Here is a 25,824-nt window from a genome sequence, read left to right on the forward strand (position 1 = left end):
CGCCGGGCAGTTTCCTGGCCATCACCCATCCGGGCATCGACCAGTTGCCCGAGCAGATGGCGGCCGCCGAGAAGGCTCTCACCGATGCGATGGGCTTCCGGGTGACCTTCCGGACGCACGAGGGCGTGAGCGCCTTCTTCACCGGGCTGGAAGTGCTCGATCCCGGGGTCGTCGCCGTCCAGGAATGGCGCCCCGATTCGGCTCCGGCGTCCACCACGACGGGCATGTGGGGCGGCGTAGCGCGCAAGGCGTAAGCCACCCGCCTGACCCGGCCGCCTGACCCGGCCGCCGGGCCCGGACGGCCGGGTCAGGCGGCCTTCGCGTCCCGCTGATCGTCGCGGGGCGCGACGCGCTGGTCGTCGGCCAGCTAGATGCGGTGGAGTCGCTACTGCAAATCGTTTGCAATAATACGGTCATGCTGAAACGTCCGGTTCTGGCCTTGATGGCCGTTGTCATGGCGGCCTCGACCGCAGCGGCGTGCGGGCAGGGCGGCGAGCCCGCCTCCGGGAAGGACGGGTCGCTGACGTACGCGATCGGCGATGAGCCGGAGACGTTCAATCCGGGCCTCCAGGACGAGCACACCGACCCGGTGACCGAGCTGGTGTTCCGCGGCCTGACCCGGCACGACAAGGACAACAGGGTGGTTCCGGCCCTGGCGAGGTCGTGGCAGGCGGCGCCGGACGGCAAGACCTACACCTTCGCGCTGCGTCCCGGCGCCACATGGCAGGACGGCAAGCCGTTCACCGCCCGTGACGTCAAGTTCACCGTCGAGACCGTCCGGGACGCGGGCGCGGACTCGCCGCTGTCGCGGAACTTCACCGCGGTCAAGGCGATCGAGACGCCGGACCCGGCGACGGTCCGGCTCAAGCTGGACAAGCCGTTCGCCCCCATGCTGGACGCGCTGTCGATGGGCATGCTGCCCGAGCACCTGCTGCGGGGCAAGAAGCTCACCGATCCCGGGTTCGGGCAGCATCCGGTGGGAACCGGCCCGTTCGCGCTCAAGACCTACAAGCACGGCCAGTACGCCGAACTGACCGCCTTCGACGGCTACTACGAGGGCCGGCCCGGCCTGAAGAAGATCGTCGTCAAGTACGTCCCGGACGACTCGGCGCGGCTGATCCAGCTGCGGGGCGGTGAGGTGGACGCGGCCAACCTCGCGCCCCAGCAGGCGGGCAAGGCCACGGGCCACCGGCTGGAGGTGTACCCGACCGCCGACTACCGGGCGATCCTGTTCAACATGGGCCACCCGGCGTTCGCCGATCGCCGGGTGCGCCGGGCGATGAACCACGCCGTCGACCGCGACGCCATCACCAGGAGCGTCGTCCTCGGCTACGGCTCGCCCGCGAAGGGCCCGCTGGACACCAGCCCGTACGCCGCCGCACCCGGGTTCGCCTTCGACCCCGGGAAGGTCTCCGCCCTGATGAAGGAGGCGGGTTACGTCAAGAACGGGCGGGGACTGTGGGCCCGGAACGGCAGGACGGTCGCGTTCGAGCTGACCACCTTCGCCGAGGACTCGCTGCGGGTCGCCATCCTCAACGTGTCCGCCACCCAGCTCAAGCAGCAGGGCTTCGACGTCGACCCGCGTCCACGCCCGCGCGACTGGGTGCGCAAGCATTGGGGCGACCTGCAAGGGTTCGTGGTGGGCTGGGGCACGCCCTACGACCCGGACTCCTCGGTGTACGGGCCGTTCGCCTCGTCCCAAGCCCTGGGCAAGGGCGGTTCCAACTACGGCTCCTACAGCAACCCGGCCGCCGACAAGGCGCTGGACGAAGGGCGCTCCACACTCGACCCTGCCAAGCGCAAGGCCGCCTACAGCGCGTTCCAGCAGGCGTTGCAGGACGACCCGCCCTTCCTGTGGATCTCCTACCTCAAGACCATCAACGCCGTCCCGAAGAACCTGACCGGACCCGCCCAGCGCACGCTCGGCCACCACGGATACGGCTTCTTCTGGAACGCCGAGACCTGGCGCTACAACTAGATGACACTGCGCCTGATCAGCCGGGCGGCGACGGCGGCGCTGGTCGTCGTCGCCCTGTCGGTGGTCTGCTTCGGCCTGCTGGACGCCTCGCCCGGCGACCCGGCCGCCTCCGTGCTGGAGGCGAGGTCGGGCGGGCGCTCCCCGGCACCCGCGGCCGTCGCCGAACTGCGCGCCGACATGGGCCTGGACGACCCGCCGCCCGCCCGGTACTGGCGATGGGCATCGCACGCCGTCCGCGGTGACCTGGGAACCTCGTACATGTCGGGACGGCCCGTCACCGAGACGCTGGGCGACACGGTGCCGTGGACGCTGCTGCTCACCGCCGCCGCGATCCTGCTGAGCTTCACCGCCGCCCTCGCGGTCGGCCTGGTCGCGGCGCTCACCCGCCGCGCGTGGCTCCGCCGCGGCATCGACCTGATCCTGTTCGTGATGGGCGGCATGCCCGGCTTCGTCGCCGCGCTCCTGCTGCTGTACGTGTTCGCGGCGGCCACCCACCTGATGCCGTCCGGAGGCGTCAGCCGTCCCGGCGAGCCCGTCACGGCGTACGGGCTGCTCGCCCATCTGGTGCTGCCGGCGTGCGCGCTGGCGTTCGGCCACCACTTCGGGGTCTACGTGCGGCTGGTGGAGAACGGCGTCGGGCGCCTGAAGGACGCGCCGCACGTGGAGAACGCCCGCGTCCGCGGGCTGCCCCGGCGGACGGTCGTCTCCCGGCACCTGATGCGGCCCGGGCTGGTGCCGTTCACCGCGCGCCTCGGCGTCGGCGTCGGCACCCTGATCGCCGGCGTCTACACCACCGAGGTGATCTTCTCCTGGCCCGGCATGGGACGCGAGGCCATCGCCGCCGCGCGCGCCCAGGACCACCCGCTGCTCATCGCGATCGTGCTGATCACCGGCCTGATCGTGATCGCCGCCAACCTGGTCGCCGAGCTCATCGTCGCGGCGCTGGACCCCCGCGTCCGGACGGGCCGGTCCGATGCCGTCTGACCCGCTCGGCACCCGCGACCCCGTCCGCACCGGCGACCCCGTCCGCGTCCGCGGGCTGATGGCCGTCCGGCTGCGGCCCCGGCGCCCGGCGCTGGCCGTCGCCGTCGCCCTACTGGCCGCGCTGGCGCTGCTCGCCGCCCTGGCGCCGCTGCTCACCTCGCTGGACCCGGTCGCCACCGACACCACGGCGACCTCGCTGCCGCCCGGCTCTCCCGGGCATCCGCTCGGCACGGACCCGCTCGGCCGCGACCTGTGGACCCGCATGCTGTACGGCGCCCGCACGTCCCTGTTGGTCGGGCTGAGCGCCGCCGCGATCACGGTCGGGCTGGGCATGCTCGCCGGCGGGCTGGCCGCCATCGCGCCGCGCTGGGTGGACGGCCTGATCGCCCGCGCCGCCGACATCCTGCTGGCGCTGCCGCTGCTGGTCGTCGTGCTCGCCCTCGCCGCCGTCGCCGGGCCGTCCCTGGGGCTGGTGGTCGCGGCCATCGCGGTGACGAGCTGGATGCCGGTCGCGCTGATCGTCCGCGCCGAGCTCCGCGGCCGCCGCGAGCGCCTCCACATCCGCGCCGCCTACGCGCTCGGGCTGTCGCGGTGGCAGGTCATGTGGCGGCACCTGCTGCCCGGCGCGCTGCCCCCGGTCGCGTCCATCGCCGCGTTCGAGGTCGGGCACGCCGTCCTGACCGAGTCCACGCTCAGCTTCCTCGGCCTGGGCGTCCCGCCGAACCGCCCGAGCTGGGGAAACCTGCTCACCGAGGCGCAGGCGCACCTGATGACCGGCGAGTGGTACACCGTCGCGATACCCGCCGCCGCCGTGGTCGTCACGATCATCGCGGTCAACGTCGTCGCCGGCGCGCTCGCCGGCCCGGACGAAGGCAGGACATGGTGAAGACCCACGACACGGCGACCGCCGGCCTCACCGTCACCGGTCTCACCGTCGACGTCCCCGGACGCCGCGTCGTGCACGGCATCGACCTCACCGTCCCCGCCGGACGCGTCCTGGCGCTGGTCGGGCCGAGCGGCAGCGGCAAGACGCTCACCGCCCGCGCCATCGCCGGCCTTCAACCGCACGGCGGCACCGTCCTGGTCGACGGCCGTCCGCCTGTGCGCGGACGGGACGTCGGATACGCCTTCCAGGACGCCCTGGCCTCACTGAACCCGACCGTCACCGTCCGGCGGCACCTCACCGAAACCGTCAGCGCCCACCGGACGGGTGACCCCGCCACCGCGCTGTCCCGCTTCGGCCTCGACCCCGCGCTGGCCGGCGCCTACCCCTTCGAACTGTCCGGCGGCCAGGCGCAACGCGTGGCACTCGCGCTGGCGACCGTGCACGAACCGTCCGTCCTCATCGCCGACGAGGTCACCACCGCCCTCGACCCCGTCACGCAGGCCACGGTCCTGGACCTGGTCCGCGCCCAGGCCGGTGACCGCGCCGTCCTGCTGATCACCCACGACCTGGCCGCCGCCGCCCGCTGGGCCGACGACATCGCCGTCATGCGGGACGGCCGCGTCATCGAGCACGGCCCCGCACGGCAGATCCTGACCGAACCGGCCAGCGACCTGGTCCGTGAATGGGCCGCGGTCGCCACGGGAACGCACCGCCCGGCGGCCGCGCCCACCGCGTCCGGCGGCGAAGACCTGGCCCTGACCGGCGTGCGGCGGGTCCTGCGCTCCCGGAGGCGCACGACCCTCGCTCTGGACGCCGTCGACCTGGACATCCGGTCCGGGGAGGCCGTGGCGATCGTCGGACGCAGCGGATCGGGCAAATCCACCCTCATCGGCGCGCTCGCCGCCCTCGACCGTCCCGACCAGGGCACCGTGCAGCGCGACGGCCAGGACGTCTGGGCTCTGCGCGGCCGTGAACGGCGCGCCGTCCGGCACCGGACCGGGCTGATCTTCCAGGACCCGCTCGCCTCCTTCGACCCCCGCCACACCGTCCGCCAGGTCATCGCCGAAGCCGGCCCCTACGACGACGGGCTGCTGCGCCACGTCGGCCTCGATCCGGCCATGGGCGGACGCCGTCCCGCCACGCTGTCCGGCGGCGAGCGCCAGCGCGTGGGCATCGCCCGCGCCCTCGCCCAGAAGCCCCGCGTCCTGCTCGCCGACGAACCCACCAGCGGCCTGGACGTCCTCACCCAGGAACGCGTTCTGCGCCTGCTGGCCGGCCTGCGCCGCGACCACGGCCTGACCATCGTCCTGGTCACCCATGACCTGCGCGTCGCCCGCCGCGTCGCCGACCGGATCATCGTCCTGCACGACGGCCGGATCGTCGAGGACCTGCCCGCGCCCGGCCTCGACACCGCCCGGCACCCCGAATCCCGTCGGCTACTGAAAGCGACCGCACCGGAACCGGCGAATTAGGGCCCGCGGCGATCAGCGCGGGATCAAAAGATGAGATGCCCGCTGACTTCGCGGATTTCCCGGCTCTCATTCGCGTTGGCCAAAGTGATGTCTATTCCCTTCTATGTCAAGAGAATAAAGTCTGAAAAACCAGTGCACCCTGGAAGTGCTACAAGAGTTGTTCGCTGGTCTACTTTAACGGAGGCCCTGTGCATACCGGCAAAGGAGCTGTGCATGCCCTCCCGACGCGCCATTACCCTGATAGGTGCCGCGCTCGTCCTGCTCTTCGGGACGGCCCTCCCGGCAGCGGCTGACGGGCCCCGCCCGCCGGCCGGCAAGGCCGCGCCCATCATCGGCGGCTACTTCGTCACCGACGCTCCCTGGGCCGCCTCGATCTACCGCAGCGGAACGTTCACCTGCTCCGGCACCATCGTCGCGCCGACGTGGGTCCTCACCGCGGCCCACTGCGTGGGAAGCGGCCTCACGGTCCGCGTCGGCAGCGTCTACCAGTCGCGCGCCACCACGATCAATGTCAGCGACTACCAGGTGGCGCCGAAGGGCGACCTTGCCCTGGTGCACCTGGCCAGCGCCCACGACACCGCCTACTCCCAACTCGCCGACGCCGATCCGCCGGTCGACTCGACCAACCAGATCTGCGGATGGGGCCGCACCAGCACCAACGGCCCGTTCTCGGACCAGCTCAAATGCGCCGACGTCCGCGTCACGTCCACCAAGTGCTACGACCACCGCTACGGCCCGGCGATCTGCACCACCAAGATCAACGGCGCCGCCTGGAGCGGCGACTCCGGCGGTCCGCAGCGCTACAACGACAAGCAGGTCGCCGTCGCCTCCACCGCCGACGGCCGGTCGGAGCAGACGTACGGGAGCGTGGCCGCCAGCCGCGCCTGGATCCGCACCGTGGCCGGAGTCTGACCTCCCGCCCCCTTAGATCACCCCGCGGAGCGCCCGGCCGGAAGGATTCCGGCCGGGCGTTCCGCGTCACCACGACGCTGTCGCGGCCGCGAGAGCTACGACCCCAGCACAAGAATCCCGTGGCGGCTGTCTTGCGTCCGAACAGCTGAAGGGCTATGCCGGTCTGCTCGGTGAGGTGCCGGGCGTGAATGTGACCGGCAGTTCGTGAAGGCCGCGCACGAGCGAGCTCGGCTGCCGCCGCAACCGGTCCGCCGGAACGGCCGGCGCCAGGTCGGGAAGGCGGCGTACCAATGCTTCCAGGGCGACGGCTCCCTCCAAGCGCGCGAGCGGTGCGCCAAGGCAATGGTGGACGCCGTATCCGAAACCGAGATGGGCGTTGTCGGTGCGGGTGATGTCGAACTGTTCGGGAGCATCGAAACGGTCGGGATCGCGATGGGCGGCGGCCAAGGCGATGACCACCGGCTCACCGGTCGGAATGGTCACGTCGCCGATCGTCACCGGCTCGGTCGTGAACCGCCATGCCGCCAGTTCCATCGGGCCGTCATAGCGAAGAACCTCCTCCACGGCGGATTCGATCAAGCCGGGCCGCTCACGCAGCAGGGAGAGCTGCCGCGGGTTGCCGAGCAGCGCGAGAATCCCGTTGCCGATGAGTCCCGCCGTGTTCTCGTGCCCCGCGATCAGCAGCAAGAAGATCATCGATATCAGCTCCGTGTCGCTGAGCCGGCCGTCCTCTTCCGCGCCGACAAGGTCGCTGATCAAGTCGTCGCCCGGCTCGGCGCGCTTGGCGGAGACGAGGGCACGGAGGTAGTCGCCCGGACGGGGCGCGTCGACCGCGCGCCCGTCACCCTTTCCCGGACGAACCGCGTTGGACGTCCACTGCCGGAAGAAGTGCCGGTCCGAGGCGGGCACGCCCAGCAGTTCGCACATGATGGCCATCGGCAGCGGATAGGCGAACTCGGCGATGAGCTCGCATTCGCCTCGGGCCGCGAATCCGTCGATCAATGAGTCGGCGAGTGCCCGCACCCGTCCGCGCAGATCCTCCGTCCGCCGAGCGGTGAACGCCGCGGAGACCAGCCGCCGCAACCGCGTGTGATCCGGCGGCTCGCGGGTGAGCAGGTGCACTCCCAGGCCCGCCCCGTCCTCCAGGGGACGCCCGCGATCGGCCTCTTTCCAGGCCGGCCCCGCCATCCGGGGATCCCGGCTGAGCCGAGGGTCGGCCAACGCGGCACGGGCGTCCTCATACCGCGACACCACCCAGCACCGCACGCCATCGCGAAGTTCCACCTGGCAGACCGGCTCTTCACGCCGGATTCGCGCATACGCGGGGTAAGGGTCGATTCCCGCGTCCGAACCCAGCAGCTTCGCCTTGATATTCACGCTGCGCTCCTCGTCACAAACGTCAGCCCGCAACCTTGGTCCCCCCGATTCTCGGACAGCCGACCGCGCACTGGTAGCCGTGTTTCCGGCGTATCAGGGCGTCGCATGCGAACGCCTTCCGCCGCACCGGGGCGGTGACGTCCGGGATGAAGGTGCGGGAGCGGGGTAGAGGCGGGGGCAGACGACCCGGCTTGAGGAGTGAGGGTGATGGCCTTCTGGGACCGGTTGACGCGCGGCCGCTCGCGCCGCCGCACCGCCGCCGCACGTGAGCGGCGCCGCACTCCGAGCTTCCGGGAGATGCGCGCCCGGCTCCGCACCGAGAAGGCCGAGGCCAAGCTGCTGGAGACGGAGACCAAGATCCACCAGGAGGCCGCCCGGATGCGCATGGGGCTGCGCCCCCGCCGGTAGGCCGCGGACGCGTACGGCCCCGTCCCAGCCTGAGGCCGGGAACGGGGCCGTCCTGCATGACGGCGGCCGCTATTCGGCCGCGTGCACGGAGTTCACGCCATGGTCAGCAGGTCTGGAGCAGTTCGGCCAGTGCGCTCTTCTCGGCCTGGTCGACGGTCAGGCCGTAGCGGTGCTTGACGTCGATCCAGGATCGGGCATAGGTGCAGTAGAACGAGGTCAGCGGAGGCTTCCATTGGGCGGGGTCCTTGTCGCCCTTGGCCTGGTTCACATTGTCGGTGACGGTCCAGAGCTGCGAGCTGGTCAGGTCGTTGGCGAACTGGCGCCTGCGGTCGGTCGTCCACCGGTCGGCGCCGGATCGCCAGGCTTGGGCGAGGGGGACCATGTGGTCGATGTCGAGGTCGGACGCCTTCGTCCACCGGCCACCGTCGTAGGGACTGGTCCAGGTGCCGGAGACGGCCGCGCATTGGGCGTCGGCCTGGACGTTGTCGCCGTCGCGCTTGAGGACGGTCTCGCGCGTGTTGCAGGTGCCGGAGACGGTGATCCAGTGCGGGAACTTCTGGCGGCTGTAGCCGGTCATGGAGCCCTCGGCGGCGATGGTGAGACCGGCGAGGCGCTGGGCGGCCTCGGCCTCACCGGGCGGAGGCGGCGGTTCGGCGGACGCGGCCGGTGCGGCGGCGAGGAAGGCGGCGGCCAGAGCGGCGGGGACGGCGAGACGACGCATGCGGGATCTCCCTGGTCAGGCTCATGATCACCGCCAGTTTCGACTCGGGGTGCGCCGCCGCCGCGCCAACACGATCATGAAGTGTGATCATTTGACCCGCCGCTGCCCCGGGCATGCCAAGATCGCCAACCGTGGGGGGACGCCGACACAACGATGCGACCCGAATAGGACCGGGTGCCGAATGGACGCGGCCGCGGCGCCGCAGGCACGGCGACCACCGACACGCTGTTTCCGCTGGCAGGAGTCCGGATAACGATCTCTCCTGCGGATTCGGGCTAGTCTGTGCTCATGGTCGCCGAGGAGGAGATGGTCGTCCCTCGGGGGATTGACGTCCATACTCCGCATATTGCGCGGATTTATGATTATTGGCTGGGCGGCAAGGACAACTTCGCGGTTGATCGTGCGGCGGCCGAGCGGGTGATGGCGGCGACGCCGACGATCAAGCCGGGGGTGGCGGCGAACCGGGCGTTCCTGCAGCGGGTGGTGCGGTTCATGGCGGGCGAGGGCGTCACCCAGTTCCTCGACATCGGTACCGGCATTCCCACCGCCGACAACACGCATCTGGTCGCGCAGCAGGCGAGCCCGCAGAGCCGGGTGGTGTATGTCGACAACGATCCGATCGTGCTGGCGCATGCCCGCGCGCTGCTGTCCGGAGTCACCGCACCGACCGCTTTCCTCGACGCGGACCTTCGCGATACCGACCGGATCCTTGAGGGGGCCGCCGACCTTCTGGATTTCCGGCGGCCGGTGGGCTTGCTGCTGATCGCGATCTTGCACTGCGTCCCGGACGGCGACGACCCGCGGCTCATCGTTCGGACGCTGATGGACGCTTTGCCGCCGGGCAGTTTCCTGGCCATCACCCATCCGGGCATCGACCAGTTGCCCGAGCAGATGGCGGCCGCCGAGAAGGCTCTCACCGATGCGATGGGCTTCCGGGTGACCTTCCGGACGCACGAGGGCGTGAGCGCCTTCTTCACCGGGCTGGAAGTGCTCGATCCCGGGGTCGTCGCCGTCCAGGAATGGCGCCCCGATTCGCCTCCGGCGTCCACCACGACCGGCATGTGGGGCGGCGCGGCCCGCAAGCCGTGAGCCTGTGACCTAGAGCAACGGCGGCGCGGGAACCGGCTGGCCGCATCTCTGGAATGGACCGTAACAACCCACCGAGTGTCTCCGACTATGTCCTGAATTTTCGGGGCAACTGCGGGGCGGTGCGGTCTGTGTTCCGTTTCGTCTGGTCTCCCGAACGGTAACTCGAAAGGCGTACCAGTACGGGTTCTGTGCGCCGCGTCCCTGAAAGCATCCGCGTCTGGGCTCGGGGATCCGGCGCGGCCGGTCACCCGCGTGCCCTCGGACGACGTCGAGGACGGTGATGACCGAGATCAGGTTGTTCGCGCGAGTACGACGGGGAGTCACGTGGGGCTGTCTGGCCGCCGTGGTCGCCGTACTGGTCCCTGTGCTCCCGGGGCGGGCGGAGGCGCGGGTACCCGAGCCGACGCCGCTGGATCTGGTGGTGGCCGTCGACGAATCGGGAAGCCTGGCGGTCAAGGACGTGCGAGCGGAGATCGAAGCGGCCGCGACCATCGTCCAAGCAGGGCTGAATCCGCGAACACGTGTAACGGTTCTAGGGTTCGGCAGCGCCAACGGCACCAGCGGGCGAGCGGTCACCCAGTATTGCAGGCCCACGGTCGTGGCAACGGCCGAGCAATTGCAGTACCTGTCGAACTGTGTGAAAGGGCTTCATCCGCGCACCGAAGCCGAGGGGGACGACACCGATCATGGCGCCGCCCTTTCGGAAGCGCTGCGGGTCCTCCGATCGGGGTCGCCGAGCAATGCGCTCAAAAGGATCTTTCTGCTCACCGACGGGCAAACGGACATTTCGGGCTCATCCTCGTCCGGCTCGGGCGACCGCGACGCCGAGGCCCAGCGGCTGCTCCGGCAACGGCTCGCCACCGCCCGGAGCGAGGGAGTGGGCATATGGCCGGTCGGATTCGGTTCCGAGGTGGATCAGGCCGGCCTGAACCGGTTCGCCGAAGGCGGGGCCCAGCGCGGTTGCGATGGGCGTGCCGAGTCCCTGCCCCGTGCGCGGCGGGTGCGGGACTCCCGGGAGGTGGCGCGGTCGCTCGTCGCGGCCTACGCCGCCGCCTCCTGCTTGAGGATCAGCCCGCCCTCGGAGGGCGACCTGCGGCCCGCCGGGACGCTCGAACTCCCGCTGGCCGTTCCCGGCATCGCGTCCGAGGCGACATTGACGGTGGCCAAGGGTGATCCCCGGGTGTGGGTGGAGTTCATAGACCCGAACGGCCGCACGGCCCCGTCGAACGGATCTCAGGGCCGGTCGGCGTTCACCCGTAGCGGCGCCGGCGGCACGATCGAGACGTTGCGTGTGGTCGCTCCGCTGAACGGCACGTGGCGGATCAGGCTGACCGCACCAGGCGGGGTGGCACGACAGTCGGTCGGGGCCGTAGCGATGTACCAAGGCGTCATTCGATCCGCGCTCGTGGTGGAGCGACCTCAGATCCGGACCGGCGAACAGGTCACCGCCCGGCTCTCGCTGGTCACGCGGGGCGGCTACGTCCAAGACCCGAAAGAACTGCGGGGGTTGTCCTTCACCGTCACGGCGACCGGCCAAGCGCTCGGCGTGGGGAGGGCGGTGCCGATGCGCGACGACGGGCAGGCTCCGGACGATACCCCCGGCGACGGCTCGTACGCGGGCGTCTTCACCGCGCCCGGTGCGCCCGGCAAGGTCACCTTGACCGGCTCGGTGGCGGGGGACGGCCTGCGGCCCGACGGGAACCCGACCGCCACGATCAACGTCGTCGCGCGGCCGCCGGACGTCCAGGGCGAGGTCCGGTTCCCTGGCGGGACGACCGTCCACCCGGGCGGCGCGGTCCACGGCACGATCCAGTTCCACAACTCCACCCCCCGTACGATCCGGGCGCGGCTCCTCCTGCGCGCACCGCCACAGGCCCAGGCGACGCTCGCGCAGGGCACGCCCCTGACCGTCCGGCCAGGCGGATCCTCGTATCCGTTCGAGGTGCGCTTCGGCGGAGGGGCCGCGCTCGGCCGGGCCTCGGCGACACTCCAGTTGGCCGACGAGTCCGATCCGGCGAAGGTCTACCTGGTCAAGCAGCGCACGATCAGCGTCGAGAAGCCTCCGGGCCTGCTGGAACGGCACCTCTGGCAGATCCTCGGCGGGATCGCGCTGATCGCCCTGGTGCTCGCCGCCCCCTGGTCGAAGCGGCATGCCCGCCGCGTCCGAGCGGACGTGCGGAGCCTGCGGGTCGCGCTCGTCCACAACGGCGAGCAGGCCGGCCGGGAACTGCGGCCGGGGCGCGGCAAATGGTCCGACGAGTTCCCCTTCATCATCCGCGACATCGAATCGAACCCCCTGCTGGACGAGCCCAGAGGCGACAAGCAGGCCCTGGTAGCGCGGCACACGGCGGACGGGCGGGTCAAAGTGTGCCGCCCGGACGGCACGGAGTTCCAGGTCGGGTTCGGTGCGGAGAGCGAGCCCGTCGCGGACGGTGTGCGGCTCGTCTTCCGGAGTGTCCCTTCCCGGTACGCCCCCAGCGGGCTGATCAGGCTGTTCACGCGCGGCCGACCGCCGAAGTCTCCTCCTATCCGCGACCCCAAATCCAGTTCGCCGGATTCGTTTAAGACCATTCCGTCCGATTCGTCCGACGACTGGCTGTGAGCCCCCGGGAGAAACGCGACCATGAAGCTCTATCACCCCTTGCTGTTCATCGGGCTCGGCGGCACCGGCGGCACGATCGGCGCCGTGCTGGAACGCCGCCTCCGCGCCGAGATCTGCGGCCCGGACGGGACCGGCTTCCAGCGGAAGCGGCCGGATGCGACGCGCTACGAACTGCCCGCCTGCGCTCAGTTCGTCTATATCGATGTCAACCAGGCCGATTTGGACCGGTTGCCCGAGCGGGCGGTGCCGGATCCGCGGTACGCCGCGGCGACCCGGGCGACCGCCCACAACATCGGGCTGGAGACGTATGCCGACAGCTTTCCGGAGCTGGCGCGCAATCTGCGGCTCCGGATGGGGCCGGAGGTGGCGGGCTGGCTGCCGGGGCGGTCCGGTGAGCCCCATGTGAGCCCGCTGGCGAAGGGGGCGGGGCAGTTGCCGACGATCGGCCGTGCGGTGTTCTTCGACACCTTCTCCCACGGTCCGGCGCCCGTCGTCGCAAAGCTGGGGGCGGCGATCGGCCGGTTGTCGTCGGCGCAGGCGGCCGCGGACCTGTCGCGCATGGCGGACGGCGCGGCGGGCGATCCGGCGGCGGTCGAGGTGTTCGTGGCGTTCTCGATCGCCGGCGGCACCGGTGCCGGGATCTTCTACGACGCCCTGCACCTGGTGGCCGGGCTGTTCGCCCGCACCTCGATCAAACCCAAGATCCATCCGCTGGTGCTGATGCCGTCGGCGTTCCCGGAGGGCGGCGGCGGCGGCCGCTCCGCCGAACTGAACGCCGCCCGCGCCGTACTGGATCTGGCCCAGTTGGTCGACCGGCAGAACAGCGGTACGCCCGGGGGTTCGCTGCTGTCTCCCGGCGGCCACGGCCCCGCCGCGGACCCCACCGGCCTGGCGCCCGCCGACGACGTCTCGGTATCGCTCCCGGAGATGGGCCGGATCGAGATGCGGCCGGGCATCGCCCAGACCGCCTATCTGTTCTCCCGGCCGCCCGGCGTCGAGCCCGATGATCTGCGCCGCTCGGTGGTCGCGCTGATCCTGTCGTTGGTCGGTACGGAGCTCAACGACCGCACCGCGGCCGACGCCGACCAGCACCAGTCCTTCGCCGACAGCTTCCTCAACTCGGCCAACGAGAGGCAGATCCAGGCGAAGGACGGCATCGGCGACCAGGGCGTGTCGACCGCGCTGGTCGCCTCCCTGACCGTGCCGGCGGACGAACTGGCCGACATGGTGGCCGAGCGGCTGCTGACCGACGGTGTCGAGCAGCTGGCCGTCCCGCTGGGCGCGGCAGAGGCCAACCGTGCGCCGATCGAGCGATTCTTCACCTACTCCGGGCTCCACGACCTCCTGACCCGGCCGAAGGAGGACTTCACCGAGCCCGAGCCGACACACGGCGCGCGCAACATCACCATCGGGCTCGGCGACCGGGCGGAGTCGATGCGGGCGGCCCTGGCCAGGCACCGCTCCCGGCTCGACCGCTCCGTACCCGAGCAGGTGGACGCATTCGACCCTGGTGACGCCGTCGTACGGCTGCTCGCCGAGTTCGACCCGTTCCGCGTGCGGCGGATCGTCTTCGGCCACGACGGGCTGGGCAGCGAGGCCGAACGGGAGGGCGCGCACGGGCTGATGGTGCGGCGTCGCGAGCCGCCTCCCGCACCCAAGCTGGACGACGGGCGGGACGCGATACCGACGGCACCGGAGTTGCGTGACCGAATGGGCGGCTTCGTCTCGATGCGGTGGAACCATGAGCTGCCCGCTCAGGCTCGTCGGGACCAGGACACCTGGTACCAGTGGCAGACGCGCGTCCAGTGGACCCAACCGTGGTCGAAGCTGGCGCGGAGTTGGCAGCCCAAGCTCGACCGGACGAAGGCCACCTTGTCGGCCCTGATCCGGGAGCTGACCGAGCGCGCCCGGCGCGAGCGCGAGAATCCCAGGGGCCGCGCCGAGCGGTTGCACCGGTACCGGGGCGGGGTGTCGTACCTGCTGCCGGCGGGCGGTGATCTGGAGCGCTTCCACCGGACGGCGGTCCAGCGGCTGATCGCGGCGGGTGTCGCGGCGGGAACGCTGTCCACCGGGGCGCGCGAAGGCGACCTCCTGAACGCCCTTCTCACCCCGGAAGGATGGCGCGAGGCGTTCGCCGAGCTGCGCGTCGACGGCTCGCAGAAGGCGGCCGAACGCGCCGTGGACGCGCTCAGGAAGCACCTGCGGAACCAGATCGCGGCGTCCCTGCGGACGCATGGGCCAGATCACGGGCCGCTGCTTCCCCGGCTGGCCGACCTGCTGGCCGAGGCCGCCCAGGGAGCGGGACGGCTCGCCGAGGAGGAGCTGGTGCCCTTCCGCGCCAGGCTGGCGGGCCTGGTACCGCCCGCCTTCGCCCCGCAGGGCCGGGGACCGCTGAAGGTGCTGGTCACCTATCCCGCCGCCGCCCCCGATCCGGCGACCGAAGAATACCTGCGGCGCACGATCGACCTTCCGACAGGCGAGACGGCCACCTACCAGTTCACCGCCACCACGACCGAGTCGATCTCGGTGGTGCTGTTCCGCACCTCGATGGGGATCACCGAAGTGCGCGAGGTCCGGGAACTGCTGAGAACCTGGGCCGACGCGATCGACCGTCCACAGCCGCAGGACTACCTGCGATGGCGGCAACGTACCGGGCACAGTTTCGGTCACCTGGCCACCCGCGAGGAACACAGGGTCCAGATCGCCCACAGACTCCTTAGCGCGCTCTGGAACGGCCGCGTCACCGTGGACGGCGACCCCGCCTCCCCGATCAGCATGACCGTCCGGCTGACGGACGAGGTGGGCATGACCCTGGATCTGCAGCCGCTCGACCGCGCGTCGTCATGGGGCAGCGTGCTGCGCGCGTACGAGGTGTGCGCCATCGCCGATGACACCGACCTGCGCCGCGACTTCTGCGCCCGGCTGATGCGAGAGGTCCCCGAAGGCGTCGGCACCCAGCCCAAGCCGCCGGACGACCTCTACCGGCTGCTGCGCGTCCTGGCCGCCGAGCAGATCACGGTGATCGATCGGATGCTGGACGGGCTGCACCCGTCGGTGCGGACGCGCGCCGTGCACATGCGCGACTTCTGGGCCCACACCGTCCCGGCCGCGCTGGAGCGGGAGTTCACCGAGGTCATGGCGATCCGCCGCAATCTGTGGGAGCTGGAGAGGGCCGTCGCGGAGCGGGAGTTGTGAAGGATTGGACGAACTGAGGACGCGACCGGCGGTGGCCGAACTCGACCTGCGGGGGACCGACCCCGCGCAGGCGCTGAAGCTGCTTGACGAGCTGTGGGAGACGCAAGGCAGGGACACGTGCCGGGTCCTGGTCACCGACGAGGCCGGGCTTCTGATGCCGCACACGGGAGTCTTCGCGCGACTGCGGTCCCCGCTGGTGGGCGCGCTGCTGTGCGTGGCGGTCGGCCGCCCGCGCGACGGCGCCACCGGGTTGGAGGTGCCGGGTCAGCTGCTGGCCGGGCAGGACGCGGGGCTGCTGTGGGTGCCCGACCCGGACGGCCACGACTGGCGGTTGGACGGCCCGGCGCTGACCGTCCGTCCCGACGAGCCCGGCTCGGGCCTGGTGCGGCTCCGCGAACTGCTGCGGATTCCCGAGGTGTTCGACCGGACGGCGGAACTGGCGGCCGCCATGCCCGGCGGTGTGTCCAACCCGGGTCTGCGGCTGGCGACGGCGCTGCCCGCCGACGCCGAGTTCGCCTCGGCGCTGCTGACCGCCATCTCCGAATTGCTGGAGCCAGGCGTCCCGCCCGCGCTGGACATCGCTCCGGCGGACCCGGTCGGCCGACCGGAGCAGGGCCCGGAGCAGGGACCGGAGCATGGAGCGGTGCGGCTGCGGGACGAGAGCCCTCTCAACGAGGCCGGCCGGCGAGCCGAGGACGCCCTGGCGACCGCCTGCCGGACCGCGAAGCGGCTGGGCGGCCCGTCCTCACTGCTGCTGCTCCTGAGGCCGGTCCCCGCCGTCAAGGCCGTGGCGGACGCCGGACGGGCGGTGGCGGAGGTCCGGTCGGGCTGGGTCGAGCTGTTCGCCGAGGCCCCCGTGGACACCGAGCCGCTCCCCGGCCAACGCCGGCTGATCACTGACCAGGGCGTGCTGCTGCCCGCGTCCGAGAAACCGGACCGGCAGGGGGCGCGCACCGTGTTCGGCGGGTACGTCGCCGAAGCCCTGGCACGGGGGTCCTCGCTCGACGGGCTCAAGGAAGGGCTCCGCCGGCAGAAAGGGCGTGTCGTCCCGCCGCGCCTGGATCCGAAGGCCGAACTGGACCGGGCCTGCCCGTCCGAACTGGTGGAACGACTGCGCGGGGACACTCCGCTTCCCCCGCCCGAGCTGTGGCTTCCCGTGCCGGGCCTGATCGCCGCGGGCCTTGCCGGGGTCGGCTGGCCCGGGACCGGCGGGGCCGTGGTCGCGGTGATCTACACGCTCCTGGTGGGCCTGACCGTCGTCCGCGGCCCGGGCGCCCGGCTCCCCGAACGGCTCGTGCCGGTCGCGGCGACCGGCGCGGTCAGTGCGGTGGGCGCGCTGGAGGGGAGCGCGGTCACCGGCGAACTCCCTGCGGGGCTGCGGGCAGCGGCCATGCTCGTCGCGCTGTCCGGGGCGGTCGCGGTGGTGCTGTGGTCATGGCGGCGCCGCTGCCGCGGGTGGATCCGGGCGACGGGACTGGACGACGCCCCAGCGGCGCTCGCGGACCTGCGGACCACGGCCGCGCGGCTCGCGTCGGGCTGGTCGCGGGCCGCCCGCGCGCGTGGCGGCGTCGCGGACCTGGTCCGGGCCGCGGCCGCCCTCGACGGCGTCCGGGAGGCGCTGCGGCACCACGCAGGGACGCACGGCGGGCCAGGCGGGCACGCCGGTGCGCGGGCGGAGTTGCTCGCGTCCGTCCGCGGTCATCTCAGGACCCTGGTCCAGGTCGCCCTCGAACCGTGCTGGGGGGACCCGCTGGACGAGCTGCCGATCGCGCACCAGGACCGCGCGAGAGCCGCGACCGCCGCCCATCTCGCGGAATGGGAACGGCACGTGATCCGGCATGGCGCACTCGAACCGCCGCCGTTCGCCGCGAACACGGCGCTCACCGGCCAGAACGCGACGTCCCCGAAAACGGCGCCGGTGTCCCAAGAGGACGTGCTCGCGCTGAGCGCCGAGGTCACGCGCGGCACCGACGCCGTGATGTGGCAACTGCTCGGCCCCGGCGACCTCCCCCTGGTGCGCTCCGGCGAACGCCGCCCGCCCTGCGTGCGGTTCGCCCCGCAGGCCATCCGGACCGCGCTGAGCGCGCGCTGCCCCGCCGACACGCTCTGGGGGCGGTCGTCCCGGCACGCGGGAGTGCTGCGGCTGGTGCCCGTGCGGTCCGACCTGGTGCGGCAGTGCTGGTCCTCTGACGACGATCCTTGGGAGGCAACGTGAACGAGGTGACCGCCCGGCCCGCGACGCGTCGACGGCTGAGCTACCTCGACGTCCGGACCGGCCGTCTCGTGGAAGCGGAACTCGTGGCCGCGAACGGGAACGGCGCGGAGGTGAAGCTGGAGACCGCCGAGGGCGCGTTCGAGGCGCGGCTCCTGCGTTCCGGCTCCGCTGGACACCGGGCGCTCGACAACGAGATCATCACCGGGCTGCGGCTGCGGCGCCGTCTCGCCGGGCGGCCCCATCCGGGCGAGGTGGCCGGGCTGATCGGCTACAACACCGCCGGCGGCGAGCCGTTCGCGCTGGCCGAGCCGTACCGCGGGGATCCCTGCGGCGCCGAGGCGGGCCGGCTCCTGCCCCACGACCTGCACCGGTTCCAGGTGAGCCTGCTCGTGGGCGTGCGGCTGCTCGCGGCGGCCGGGATCGTGCACCGCGCGCTGGGCCCGCGGACCGTGCGGTGGGACGGCGACCGGGTGCAGATCACCGGCTTCGCTCATGCGGCCGTGCCCGGCGAGCCGCGCACGGCGGTCGGCGCACCGCCGTGGAGCGCGCCCGAGCAGCATCCCGAACACGTCGCCGGGGACGTGACCGATCGCGACGACCTGTGGGCGGTGGGGCGCCTCATCCTCTACATGGCCACCGGCGAGGAGAACCGGGGGCCGGACGCCGCGGAACTGCCTCCCGAGCTGGGACGGCTGGTGGACGGGGTCTTCGCGCCGCCCGGGGAACGCCCCGCCGTGACCGAGATGCTGCGCCGCGTCGAGGCGGCCGATCCCGTGCCGTACGGGCCGGAACCGGACCCGGGCCTGGTGGCGGGGCGGCGCGAGTTCTTCCACGTCCGGCAGACCAAGGATCCGAAGACCGCACCGGTGCGGGAAGGCGAGCAGAAGCCCGAAACCGGTGGTAGGAAGTCCCGCCTCGGGCGGCTTCCGTCCATCTGGCGGGAGAAGAACAGACCATCGGCGCACTGGGCGTGGCTCGCCGTCTCGGTGATCGCGCTGCTGGCCTTGGCGGCGCGCTTGATCGGGGGTTGAGAGGGATGCCGGATTCCTGGGTGCTGTGCCCGATCTGCCTTCAGCGGATCACGTGGGACGACCCCCCGCTGTACCGCTACGACGCCGCGAGAGACGACTACGTCGAGCAGCCGGTCCCGCCGGACGCCGGCCCCGAGCAGTTGGCCAGGCTCCGCCTCGCGGCGCGGGTCCGCTGCCCGAACCAGCGCGGCGAACCCCACCACCTGCCCGCCTCCTACGGCGGGTCCGGCCGGCCGCTGGTCTTCGGGCTGGTGGGCGCCCGCGGCTCGGGCAAGACCCACCTGCTGACCGCGATGATCAATGCCGTCGATCGCGGCGACCTGTACCGGCACTACGGGCTGGCCTGCTGGCCGCTGGAGGTGCTGCTGCATCAGGAGTACCTGCGAGACAACGTCGGGCCGCTGATCGGCGGGGCGTGCGTGCTTCCACCGACCCCGCCGGGCCGGGTGATGTTCGCCGACGGCTTCATGGTCGCGCAGGAGCACGGGCCGCCCCGGCCGGTCGCGCTGTTCGACGTGGCGGGCGACGATCTGACCCGGGTCGCCGACGCCACCGCGTTCCTCGACGTCGTCGACGGGCTGATCTTCGTGGTCGACCCGCTGCGGCTGGACGGGCCCGCCCGCCGCGACAGCACCTTCGGGGCCGTCCTGGACCTCCTGCGGGCATCGGGGCGGCTGCCGGAGGTGAGCGCCGCCGTGGTCGTCAACAAGGCGGACCTCCTCCGCTTCGAGGACCCCGTCGCGCTGTGGCTGCGCCGCGACACCGCGACGCTCGACCCCGAGGAGTCGCTGCGCGAGAGCGCGGACGTGTACGCCTATCTGCACAGTCGCGGAGCCCACGCCTGGACGCGGCCGTACGGCGAATGCACCCGCGCCACGCTGCACGTCGCGTCGGCGACCGGGTCGAGCGCCACGCAGGAGACCGACGCGGGCGACGCGGGCGACGCGCGCTTCGCGCAGGGCGTCCATCCGCGGCGGGTGCTGCGGCCGCTGGTCTCCCTGCTGGCCATGAACGGCGCGCTGGCCTCTTCCGAGGCCGCGCGGATCGGGATCTGAGAAGGGGAACGCGATGCGGCGGCTATTGCTCTCGGTGGACGCGAAAGGATACGGCGGCGCCACCGACCGCGGGCAGGAGAAGATCCAGGACGGGCTGCTCCAGGTGCTGGACGAGGCGGCCGGACGGGCCGGGTTGAGGCGCCGAGGCTGGACCAGGCAGCCCGGCGGCGACGGTGAGCTGGCGATCCTCCCCGACACCGAGCCCGAGCCGCGGGTCGTCGAGGACTTCCCGCGCGCGCTGGCCGCCGCGCTGCACGCCCGCAACCGCGATCTGCGGCCCGGACTCCGGCTGCGGCTGGCCGTCCACCACGGAATGACGTTCACCGCGTCGAACGGGTACGCGGGCGCGGGACCGGTGGCCGTCAGCCGATTGTGCGACAGCCCGGTCCTCAAGGACGCGCTCGCGGCGTCCGGCGCCGACCTGGCGGTCATCTACTCGCGGCAGGTCTTCGCCGACACCATCCGGCAGGAGCACACCGGGCTCAGGCCAGGAGAGCTGCGGGAGGTCCGGGTGGCCCAGAAGGAGTTCGACGAGCCCGCCTGGATCTGGATCCCCGGCCACGACGTCCATGCCCTCACCCTTCCCGAACCCGACCCGGAGCCCGAACCCGAACCCGAACCCGAAGCCGAGCCCGAGCCGGTCGCGGGATCGGGGCGGCCCGGCCTTGATCACGCGGCCGGGATCGACGCGGTCATCTGCTTCGCCGAGCAGGACGTGGCGGCGGTCGAACGGCTTGCCATGAAGCTGCGCCGCAAGGGCGTGAGCATCTGGATCGAGCCGTGGGTCGATCCAGGACTGGTCGTCCTGCTGGAGAAGGAACGGGCGATCGGCAGGGCCGCGAACGGCATCCTGGTGTTCAGCCGGGCGGCGATGGCGCAGTCCGGGGTCATGGACGACTACGCCGCGCTGCTGACCCGCGTGCACGAGACGGGTGGACGGCGGTTCGTCCCCGTGCTGATCGAGGACGTGCCGCTGCCCCGTTTCGCGGCCCTCCGCCGCGCGCTCGACCTGACCGGAGATCGCGCCGACGAGGAAAGCCGTATCGATCTTCTCGCGCATACGATCCGTTCTGACACGCCTAGTTAAGGTACGAAATTTCCGGTAAAAGTTCACTTTGCTTTCAGGGGAACCGGAACAGGAATCCGCCTGTGGCCGCCCGATCCTGAGGTTAAGCTGGCGATCTCCCAAATAACCTCACCGAAGAGCCACACCATGGCAAATCACCTTGACCCGATCGGCGGATGGCGTCCCCGTAGCCTGCTCGGCGGGCTGTCCGCGATAACCCGGGCCCGCCTGCTGGAACTGGGAGGGCTGCGCCAGATCGCCGCAGGCGAAACGATCATTATGGAGGGCGCGACCGAATCGCGCGATGTGTTCGTTCTGCTCCAGGGCACCGCCAAGATCACCAGTGGCACCGACAGCGGCGGCACCGTTCTGCTGTCGATCCGTGCGGACGGTGACGTGGTCGGCGAACTGGCGGCGCTGGACGGCAACCCTCGGCTGGCCAGGGTCACCACGATCCGGCCGTGCGTGGCCCGGAGGATCGGCCAGCGCGAGTTCCTGGACTTCCTGTCCGCGCATCCCGATGCGTCGCTGGCCGTCAACCGCATTGTCTCGGCGAAGCTGCGCGGCGCGACCTGGCATCGGGTCGAGTCCGCCAATCCGGCGCCGATCAGGGTCGCCCGTGTGCTGATGCTGCTCGCCCATGAGCACGGCGAGCCCTCGGCCGAGGGCATCGTCATCCGCCCGTTGACCCAGCCCGACATAGCCGACCTGGTGAGCGCCAAGGAGCGGACCGTGCAGAAGGCGCTGGCGACATTGCAGCGCGACGGCGCGATCGTCCAGGGCTACAGGAAGATCATCATCCGTGACCGGGAGGCGCTGTGTTCGGCCGCGGAAATCAGCGAGATCCCGCCCGAGTACGGGATTGGCTGACTCGGGACCCCTCATAGTTATTGGGTCCCTGACCGGCGCGGCGCAGAAAGGGCCAGATGCACGATTCGGACCCCGTACGACGGCTTTGCGCGGCGGTCGCCGTCCACCGGCGCCCGGCCGCCTCCGGCACCGGCCCGCGCGGCCGGCCCTACCGGCGGATGGTGGCGGCGATACGGAGCGCCTGCGCGGCCGCAGGGCTTGACCGCGCGCTCCTTCAAGGGCACTCGTCGGTGCCCGACGGCCAGGACACCGATGCCGGGGCCGCCCTCCTGGTGATGCCCGCCGGGATGAACGAGGCACGCGTCATCACCGACCTCGTGCACAGCCTGGACGACGCCATCACGGAGGCCCGGCGTGCCGGCACCGAACCGCTGCACGTGGTGATCGCGTTCGACCAGGGCATCACCTGGCTGACCGAGAGCGGTTTCGAAGGATGCGTGGTGACGGCGGTGCACCGGCTGTGCGCCGAGGAGGCGACGCCCGCCGCGACGCCCGCCGCGGTGCGCGGCGTGCCCGAGCACGGCGTCAGGGTCGTCATCTCCGCCGCGCTGCTGGACGACCTGGCTCCGCCTCCGCCGGGCGGGGACGACCGTGCCGCGGCCGGGTTCGAGCCGTTGTCGGTCGAGCTTCCGGGGCGACGGATCGCGGCGTGGTCGTATCCGTCCGGCCGGCGTTTCCGGTTCCCCGGCCAGAACTGACCGTGACCTGGAGGAAATGTCGACATGGCGCTGGAACCTCCCCGAAGGCTGCCCCCATCGCTGCTGTCCCAGCGCCTCCAGACGACGGCCATCGTGCTCGTGTCGGCGCTGGCGATCGGACTGGTAGTCGTACTGGGGCCGCGCTTGGCAAATGGCTCCCCGTCCGTCCCGCCGGACCCGCCCGGCTCGTCCGGCCCGTCCGGTCCGTCCAGCACCCCGCCGAACGGGCGGGCGCCGGTCCCGCTCGACGGTCCCTTCACCGTCTCCTATTCCGGAGCGGCGAGTCGTCTCACCGACCTGCCGGAGGGGGAGAAACGGGCGCAGCTCGGGGATTGGCTCCGCACCGCCCTTGCCGCTCGGCTGCATATGGACACCGCCAGCTACCGGTCTGCCGTGCACGACGCCGTCCCGGTACGGGACGAGGGGCTGGCCGATATGACCGCGCAGCCCGTGGGGCCGGGGCGCGCCCTGTTCGATGGGCGCGACGGCCTGCACCTGCTGCTCCCGGCTGACGACCCGCATGCGTCACGCACCATCGGCGTTCTGCTCGACCAGCATCAGACCGACCACGGTTCCGATCCACAATGGGTCCAGGTCCACCGCTACACAAGTGACAAGCGCGCCCAGACGATCCGGGTCGATGCGGGTAAACGGCAGACAGCGGCGCAGATCCGCACGGCGCACGGCTACGTCGCGATGCGCGTGGACCGTCCCGACCAGTTGCGCGAGTTCTTGAAGCGCACGCGGCACCTGTCCCGGCTGGAGCGGCGGGGCCAGGAGATCTGGGCCGGAGGCTGGAAATGGCCGACCGGCTCCGCCCCTCCGCTGACCATGGCGGACGTCACCGCGATCCAAAGGGGATATCTCAAGGACCCGGTGCAATTCCCCGGCTTCTCGCTCGACCCGCCGAAATCGGGGCGCGGGGACGTGGTCGAAACTCTCAGACAGGGGAGGATGTACCATCGTGCCCGATATGAGGGAGGGCTGAAAGGCACCGAGGTCGGCATGACCTTGTTCTATTCTGACCTTATTGCGAAAATGTGGGTGAGCGGCACCGGAACGGGCGTTCCGACCAAGGCGGTCAAGGGCTTCGTTCCCGATCCGGATGCGGTGATCCCCCTTGGGCACTGCCCGGCGGCGGGGAAGACGCCGGAAGAACGCGGGCGGCTCTGGTTCGGGCAGAACCAGTCCGGTTTCCTTTTCGATGACAAGCGGATGGAGATCGGGGCACGAGCCACCCGGTTGTTCATGCGGACGTCTGCCGCCGATGGCGGCGAGGTCGAGTCGAGCTACGGCTTCGGCCGGGGTCTGCGCTGGTGGGACGCCCATTTCCAGGAGATCGCGGATTACGACCCGCAGTTTGCGCGACTTGATCAAATTATGCGATGGAGTGCGGCCCTCGAATGGCTGAGCACTCGATCGGACTCTCCCCGCCTTCCGGGGCTCGATGACCGGGACGTCCGCGACGATCTGCGTTTCAAGGAATGGTACCAGCGTCATTCTGAGTTGCGGGAGCGGGGCGATCTCACGTTCGTCCCGGGTGCGCGGGAGACGGTGATCACCGGGCTGTCCAAGGCCCACGAGTACTGCGGCCAGATGATCGTCAAGGGCGGCGTCTCGCTCGCCGACACCGTCCACCACATGGACGAGGGGACGTGGCGTCCCGGCGCCGTGCCCGAGGCGGACCGCCGCGCAGGTCTCTACGACCCCTCTTCCCGCCTGGACTCCGACGGGAAAGGGAAGATCAGCCAGGTGTGGCTGGACGGGGAAGGGCAGGTCGTCGAACACCTCGATCGCCAGTACTCGACCGCGGAGAACGGAGTCTCGGTCATCGAGACCACCGGCAAGAGACGGCCGAGCGGATCGTTCGGCAAGCTGAAGGTCTGGCGTGGCAAGAGCGCGAAGCGCTCGCTGCGGATCGAACGCGGGGCCAAGGACGGGTTCATCACCGAGAGCGTCGCGCTTGAAGGTCGCGAATGGGGACGACTCGAAGCAGACGCCACCGGTGGGCGGGTTCTGCTGCGCTGGGTCAGGGGCCTGCTGGAACGCGCTCGGCTGGCCTTGCAGTCGACGCAGGACGGCTCGGCGCCCGCCCGCGGCAGCGTCCTGTACCGCTACGGGGACTCCTACAAGGTCGGAGGGCACGACGCGCCCTGGCTCTCGATCACCAAGGACATCAAGGCCCCGGCTGACGATCTGGCCTTCCGCCTGGGGCGTCCTCGGCCGGGCGGTGCGCCCGAGTTCCTCCTGGGCCGGCTCTCCCCCCGCCCTGGCGAAGGACCGTCGAGTCCGCGCGGGCCTCCTCCGGGATCGTGGCTGGAGTTCCGTGGCGGGTCGTCAGCCGTCATCGGCCTTCCTTCGGACAGGGCGCGCACGATGCGGGTGGAGACCACCGATGGCCAGAGGTCCGAGGCCCGCGTCCTTGGAGACATCGTCTGGGCGAAAGCCCACGACCCGCTCATGGGGTTGAACAGCCCGGAGCCGCCGGCGGCGCTCCTGCGGGAGTTCGGGCGGGTCGCCCCGGTGTGGCGCGATGCCCAGCAGGCCCGCGACGGGCGGTTCCGCGGCGTCTCGCTCGGCGAGGACGGCACGGCGCTCGTCGGCGCGGACAAGACGATCATCGCTCCGCCCGGTCACCACTTCGCCGAGCGGGTGCGCGAGGCGCTCGGCCCGGACCTGGCCCGATCCAGGCCGCTGATCGCCCTTGAGTCGGGGCATGCCGTCCACCACGGCCAAGGGGAGATCATTCCCGGCAAGCAGCGGGAAACGATGGAGCTGAGCGAGGTCGCGGGGCGCGAGAACGTCTTCGTCAGCGACTGGATGCGTTCCGTGACGTTCCGCGACGGCGCGCTGATCAGCGGCTGGGAGCGGCAAGACCGGAAGGTTGTCGTGAAAAAGGCGGAACTGAAAATCGACGCCCGTATCGAGAGCCCCACCGTTCTCGCCGATTCCCAGCAGCAGCGGACCAGCTCGAACCAGACGTTGACCTGGCTCCGCGTCACCGGCCCAGGCGGCCGCCCGAGCGGGGGATACCTGCCAACCCCGATACCGAACGTGCAATCCACGTCCCCAAGCCCGACCCCGAGCCTGCCGCCGAGCCCGCCGTTGAGCCCTCGGCCGAACCCGCCATCAAACCCGCCATCGAGCCCGTCGCCGCCCCCGTCTCCGACGCCCCCCGCACCGCGCGGCGACGTCGTCACGGTGCCGATCTGGCTCGTCTGCCTCGACGAGTCCCCTCAGGATCCCGCCTGCGCCCCCTGATCCC

At 71.4% G+C, this 25,824-nt stretch carries 19 protein-coding genes; 17 read left to right on the forward strand and 2 right to left on the reverse strand.

All coding sequences use genetic code 11. The annotated features are described in order from the left end of the window. The 6 genes from E1298_RS07850 to E1298_RS07875 form a co-directional block, all read left to right on the forward strand. The coding region (locus E1298_RS07850; protein WP_207944498.1) for an SAM-dependent methyltransferase at nt 1-254 on the forward strand (254 nt) is incomplete at its 5' end. Nucleotides 255-415: 161 nt separating this feature from the next. Then, nucleotides 416-1,978 carry an ABC transporter substrate-binding protein gene (locus E1298_RS07855; RefSeq protein WP_243725441.1) on the forward strand — a complete coding sequence of 521 codons (1,563 nt, stop codon included), beginning with the start codon at nt 416-418 and terminating at the stop codon, nt 1,976-1,978. Then, nucleotides 1,979-2,962, forward strand: a complete 984-nt coding sequence (locus E1298_RS07860; RefSeq protein ID WP_131890456.1) for an ABC transporter permease — start codon at nt 1,979-1,981, stop codon at nt 2,960-2,962. After that, nucleotides 2,952-3,848: an ABC transporter permease gene (locus tag E1298_RS07865; RefSeq protein WP_243725442.1), complete on the forward strand. Its 897-nt coding sequence runs from the start codon at nt 2,952-2,954 to the stop codon at nt 3,846-3,848. The genes E1298_RS07860 and E1298_RS07865 overlap by 11 nt, the downstream gene beginning before the upstream one ends. Next, on the forward strand, nt 3,842-5,320 hold the full coding sequence (locus E1298_RS07870; RefSeq protein ID WP_131890457.1) for an ABC transporter ATP-binding protein: 1,479 nt from the start codon (nt 3,842-3,844) through the stop codon (nt 5,318-5,320). The genes E1298_RS07865 and E1298_RS07870 overlap by 7 nt, the downstream gene beginning before the upstream one ends. A 213-nt stretch (nt 5,321-5,533) precedes the next feature. Continuing rightward, nucleotides 5,534-6,232, forward strand: a complete 699-nt coding sequence (locus E1298_RS07875) for a S1 family peptidase (RefSeq protein WP_131890459.1) — start codon at nt 5,534-5,536, stop codon at nt 6,230-6,232. Nucleotides 6,233-6,385: 153 nt separating this feature from the next. Here the strand turns inward: E1298_RS07875 and E1298_RS07880 are convergent, their stop codons facing one another. After that, nucleotides 6,386-7,609 carry a cytochrome P450 family protein gene (locus tag E1298_RS07880; protein ID WP_207944499.1) on the reverse strand — a complete coding sequence of 408 codons (1,224 nt, stop codon included), beginning with the start codon at nt 7,607-7,609 and terminating at the stop codon, nt 6,386-6,388. Between the two features lie 207 nt (nt 7,610-7,816). On the opposite strand from E1298_RS07880, the gene E1298_RS07885 reads away from it, so the two are divergent. Further along, entirely contained in the window at nt 7,817-8,017 is a 201-nt protein-coding gene (locus E1298_RS07885; protein ID WP_243725443.1) for a hypothetical protein, read from the forward strand. Between the two features lie 103 nt (nt 8,018-8,120). Here the strand turns inward: E1298_RS07885 and E1298_RS07890 are convergent, their stop codons facing one another. Continuing rightward, on the reverse strand, nt 8,121-8,738 hold the full coding sequence (locus E1298_RS07890) for an HNH endonuclease family protein (protein ID WP_131890461.1): 618 nt from the start codon (nt 8,736-8,738) through the stop codon (nt 8,121-8,123). A gap of 288 nt (nt 8,739-9,026) precedes the next feature. On the opposite strand from E1298_RS07890, the gene E1298_RS07895 reads away from it, so the two are divergent. From E1298_RS07895 to E1298_RS07940, 10 genes are all read left to right on the forward strand, one after another. Continuing rightward, nucleotides 9,027-9,827 (forward strand): SAM-dependent methyltransferase, encoded by an 801-nt coding sequence (locus E1298_RS07895; protein WP_207944500.1) that lies wholly within the window; start codon nt 9,027-9,029, stop codon nt 9,825-9,827. Nucleotides 9,828-10,107: 280 nt separating this feature from the next. Then, complete coding sequence (locus E1298_RS07900; protein ID WP_131890463.1) at nt 10,108-12,429, forward strand: VWA domain-containing protein; 2,322 nt, start codon at nt 10,108-10,110, stop codon at nt 12,427-12,429. Between the two features lie 21 nt (nt 12,430-12,450). Further along, nucleotides 12,451-15,624, forward strand: a complete 3,174-nt coding sequence (locus tag E1298_RS07905; RefSeq protein WP_131890466.1) for a tubulin-like doman-containing protein — start codon at nt 12,451-12,453, stop codon at nt 15,622-15,624. Between the two features lie 31 nt (nt 15,625-15,655). Continuing rightward, on the forward strand, nt 15,656-17,839 hold the full coding sequence (locus E1298_RS07910) for a hypothetical protein (protein WP_131890468.1): 2,184 nt from the start codon (nt 15,656-15,658) through the stop codon (nt 17,837-17,839). After that, on the forward strand, nt 17,836-18,870 hold the full coding sequence (locus E1298_RS07915) for a protein kinase family protein (protein WP_131890471.1): 1,035 nt from the start codon (nt 17,836-17,838) through the stop codon (nt 18,868-18,870). The genes E1298_RS07910 and E1298_RS07915 overlap by 4 nt, the downstream gene beginning before the upstream one ends. 5 nt (nt 18,871-18,875) lie before the next feature. Continuing rightward, nucleotides 18,876-19,925 (forward strand): GTPase domain-containing protein, encoded by a 1,050-nt coding sequence (locus E1298_RS07920; RefSeq protein ID WP_131890474.1) that lies wholly within the window; start codon nt 18,876-18,878, stop codon nt 19,923-19,925. A 34-nt stretch (nt 19,926-19,959) separates the two neighbouring features. Next, nucleotides 19,960-21,012 (forward strand): toll/interleukin-1 receptor domain-containing protein, encoded by a 1,053-nt coding sequence (locus tag E1298_RS07925; RefSeq protein WP_131890477.1) that lies wholly within the window; start codon nt 19,960-19,962, stop codon nt 21,010-21,012. 126 nt (nt 21,013-21,138) lie between these two features. After that, on the forward strand, nt 21,139-21,861 hold the full coding sequence (locus E1298_RS07930; RefSeq protein WP_131890479.1) for a Crp/Fnr family transcriptional regulator: 723 nt from the start codon (nt 21,139-21,141) through the stop codon (nt 21,859-21,861). A gap of 56 nt (nt 21,862-21,917) precedes the next feature. Next, a complete protein-coding gene (locus E1298_RS07935; RefSeq protein ID WP_131890481.1) occupies nt 21,918-22,559 on the forward strand; it encodes a hypothetical protein in 642 nt (213 codons plus the stop codon). A gap of 24 nt (nt 22,560-22,583) precedes the next feature. Further along, a complete protein-coding gene (locus E1298_RS07940; protein WP_131890482.1) occupies nt 22,584-25,820 on the forward strand; it encodes a hypothetical protein in 3,237 nt (1,078 codons plus the stop codon). Nucleotides 25,821-25,824 lie beyond the last annotated feature (4 nt).

The organism is Actinomadura rubrisoli (assembly GCF_004349215.1).
GTDB classification, from domain to species: domain Bacteria; phylum Actinomycetota; class Actinomycetes; order Streptosporangiales; family Streptosporangiaceae; genus Spirillospora; species Spirillospora rubrisoli.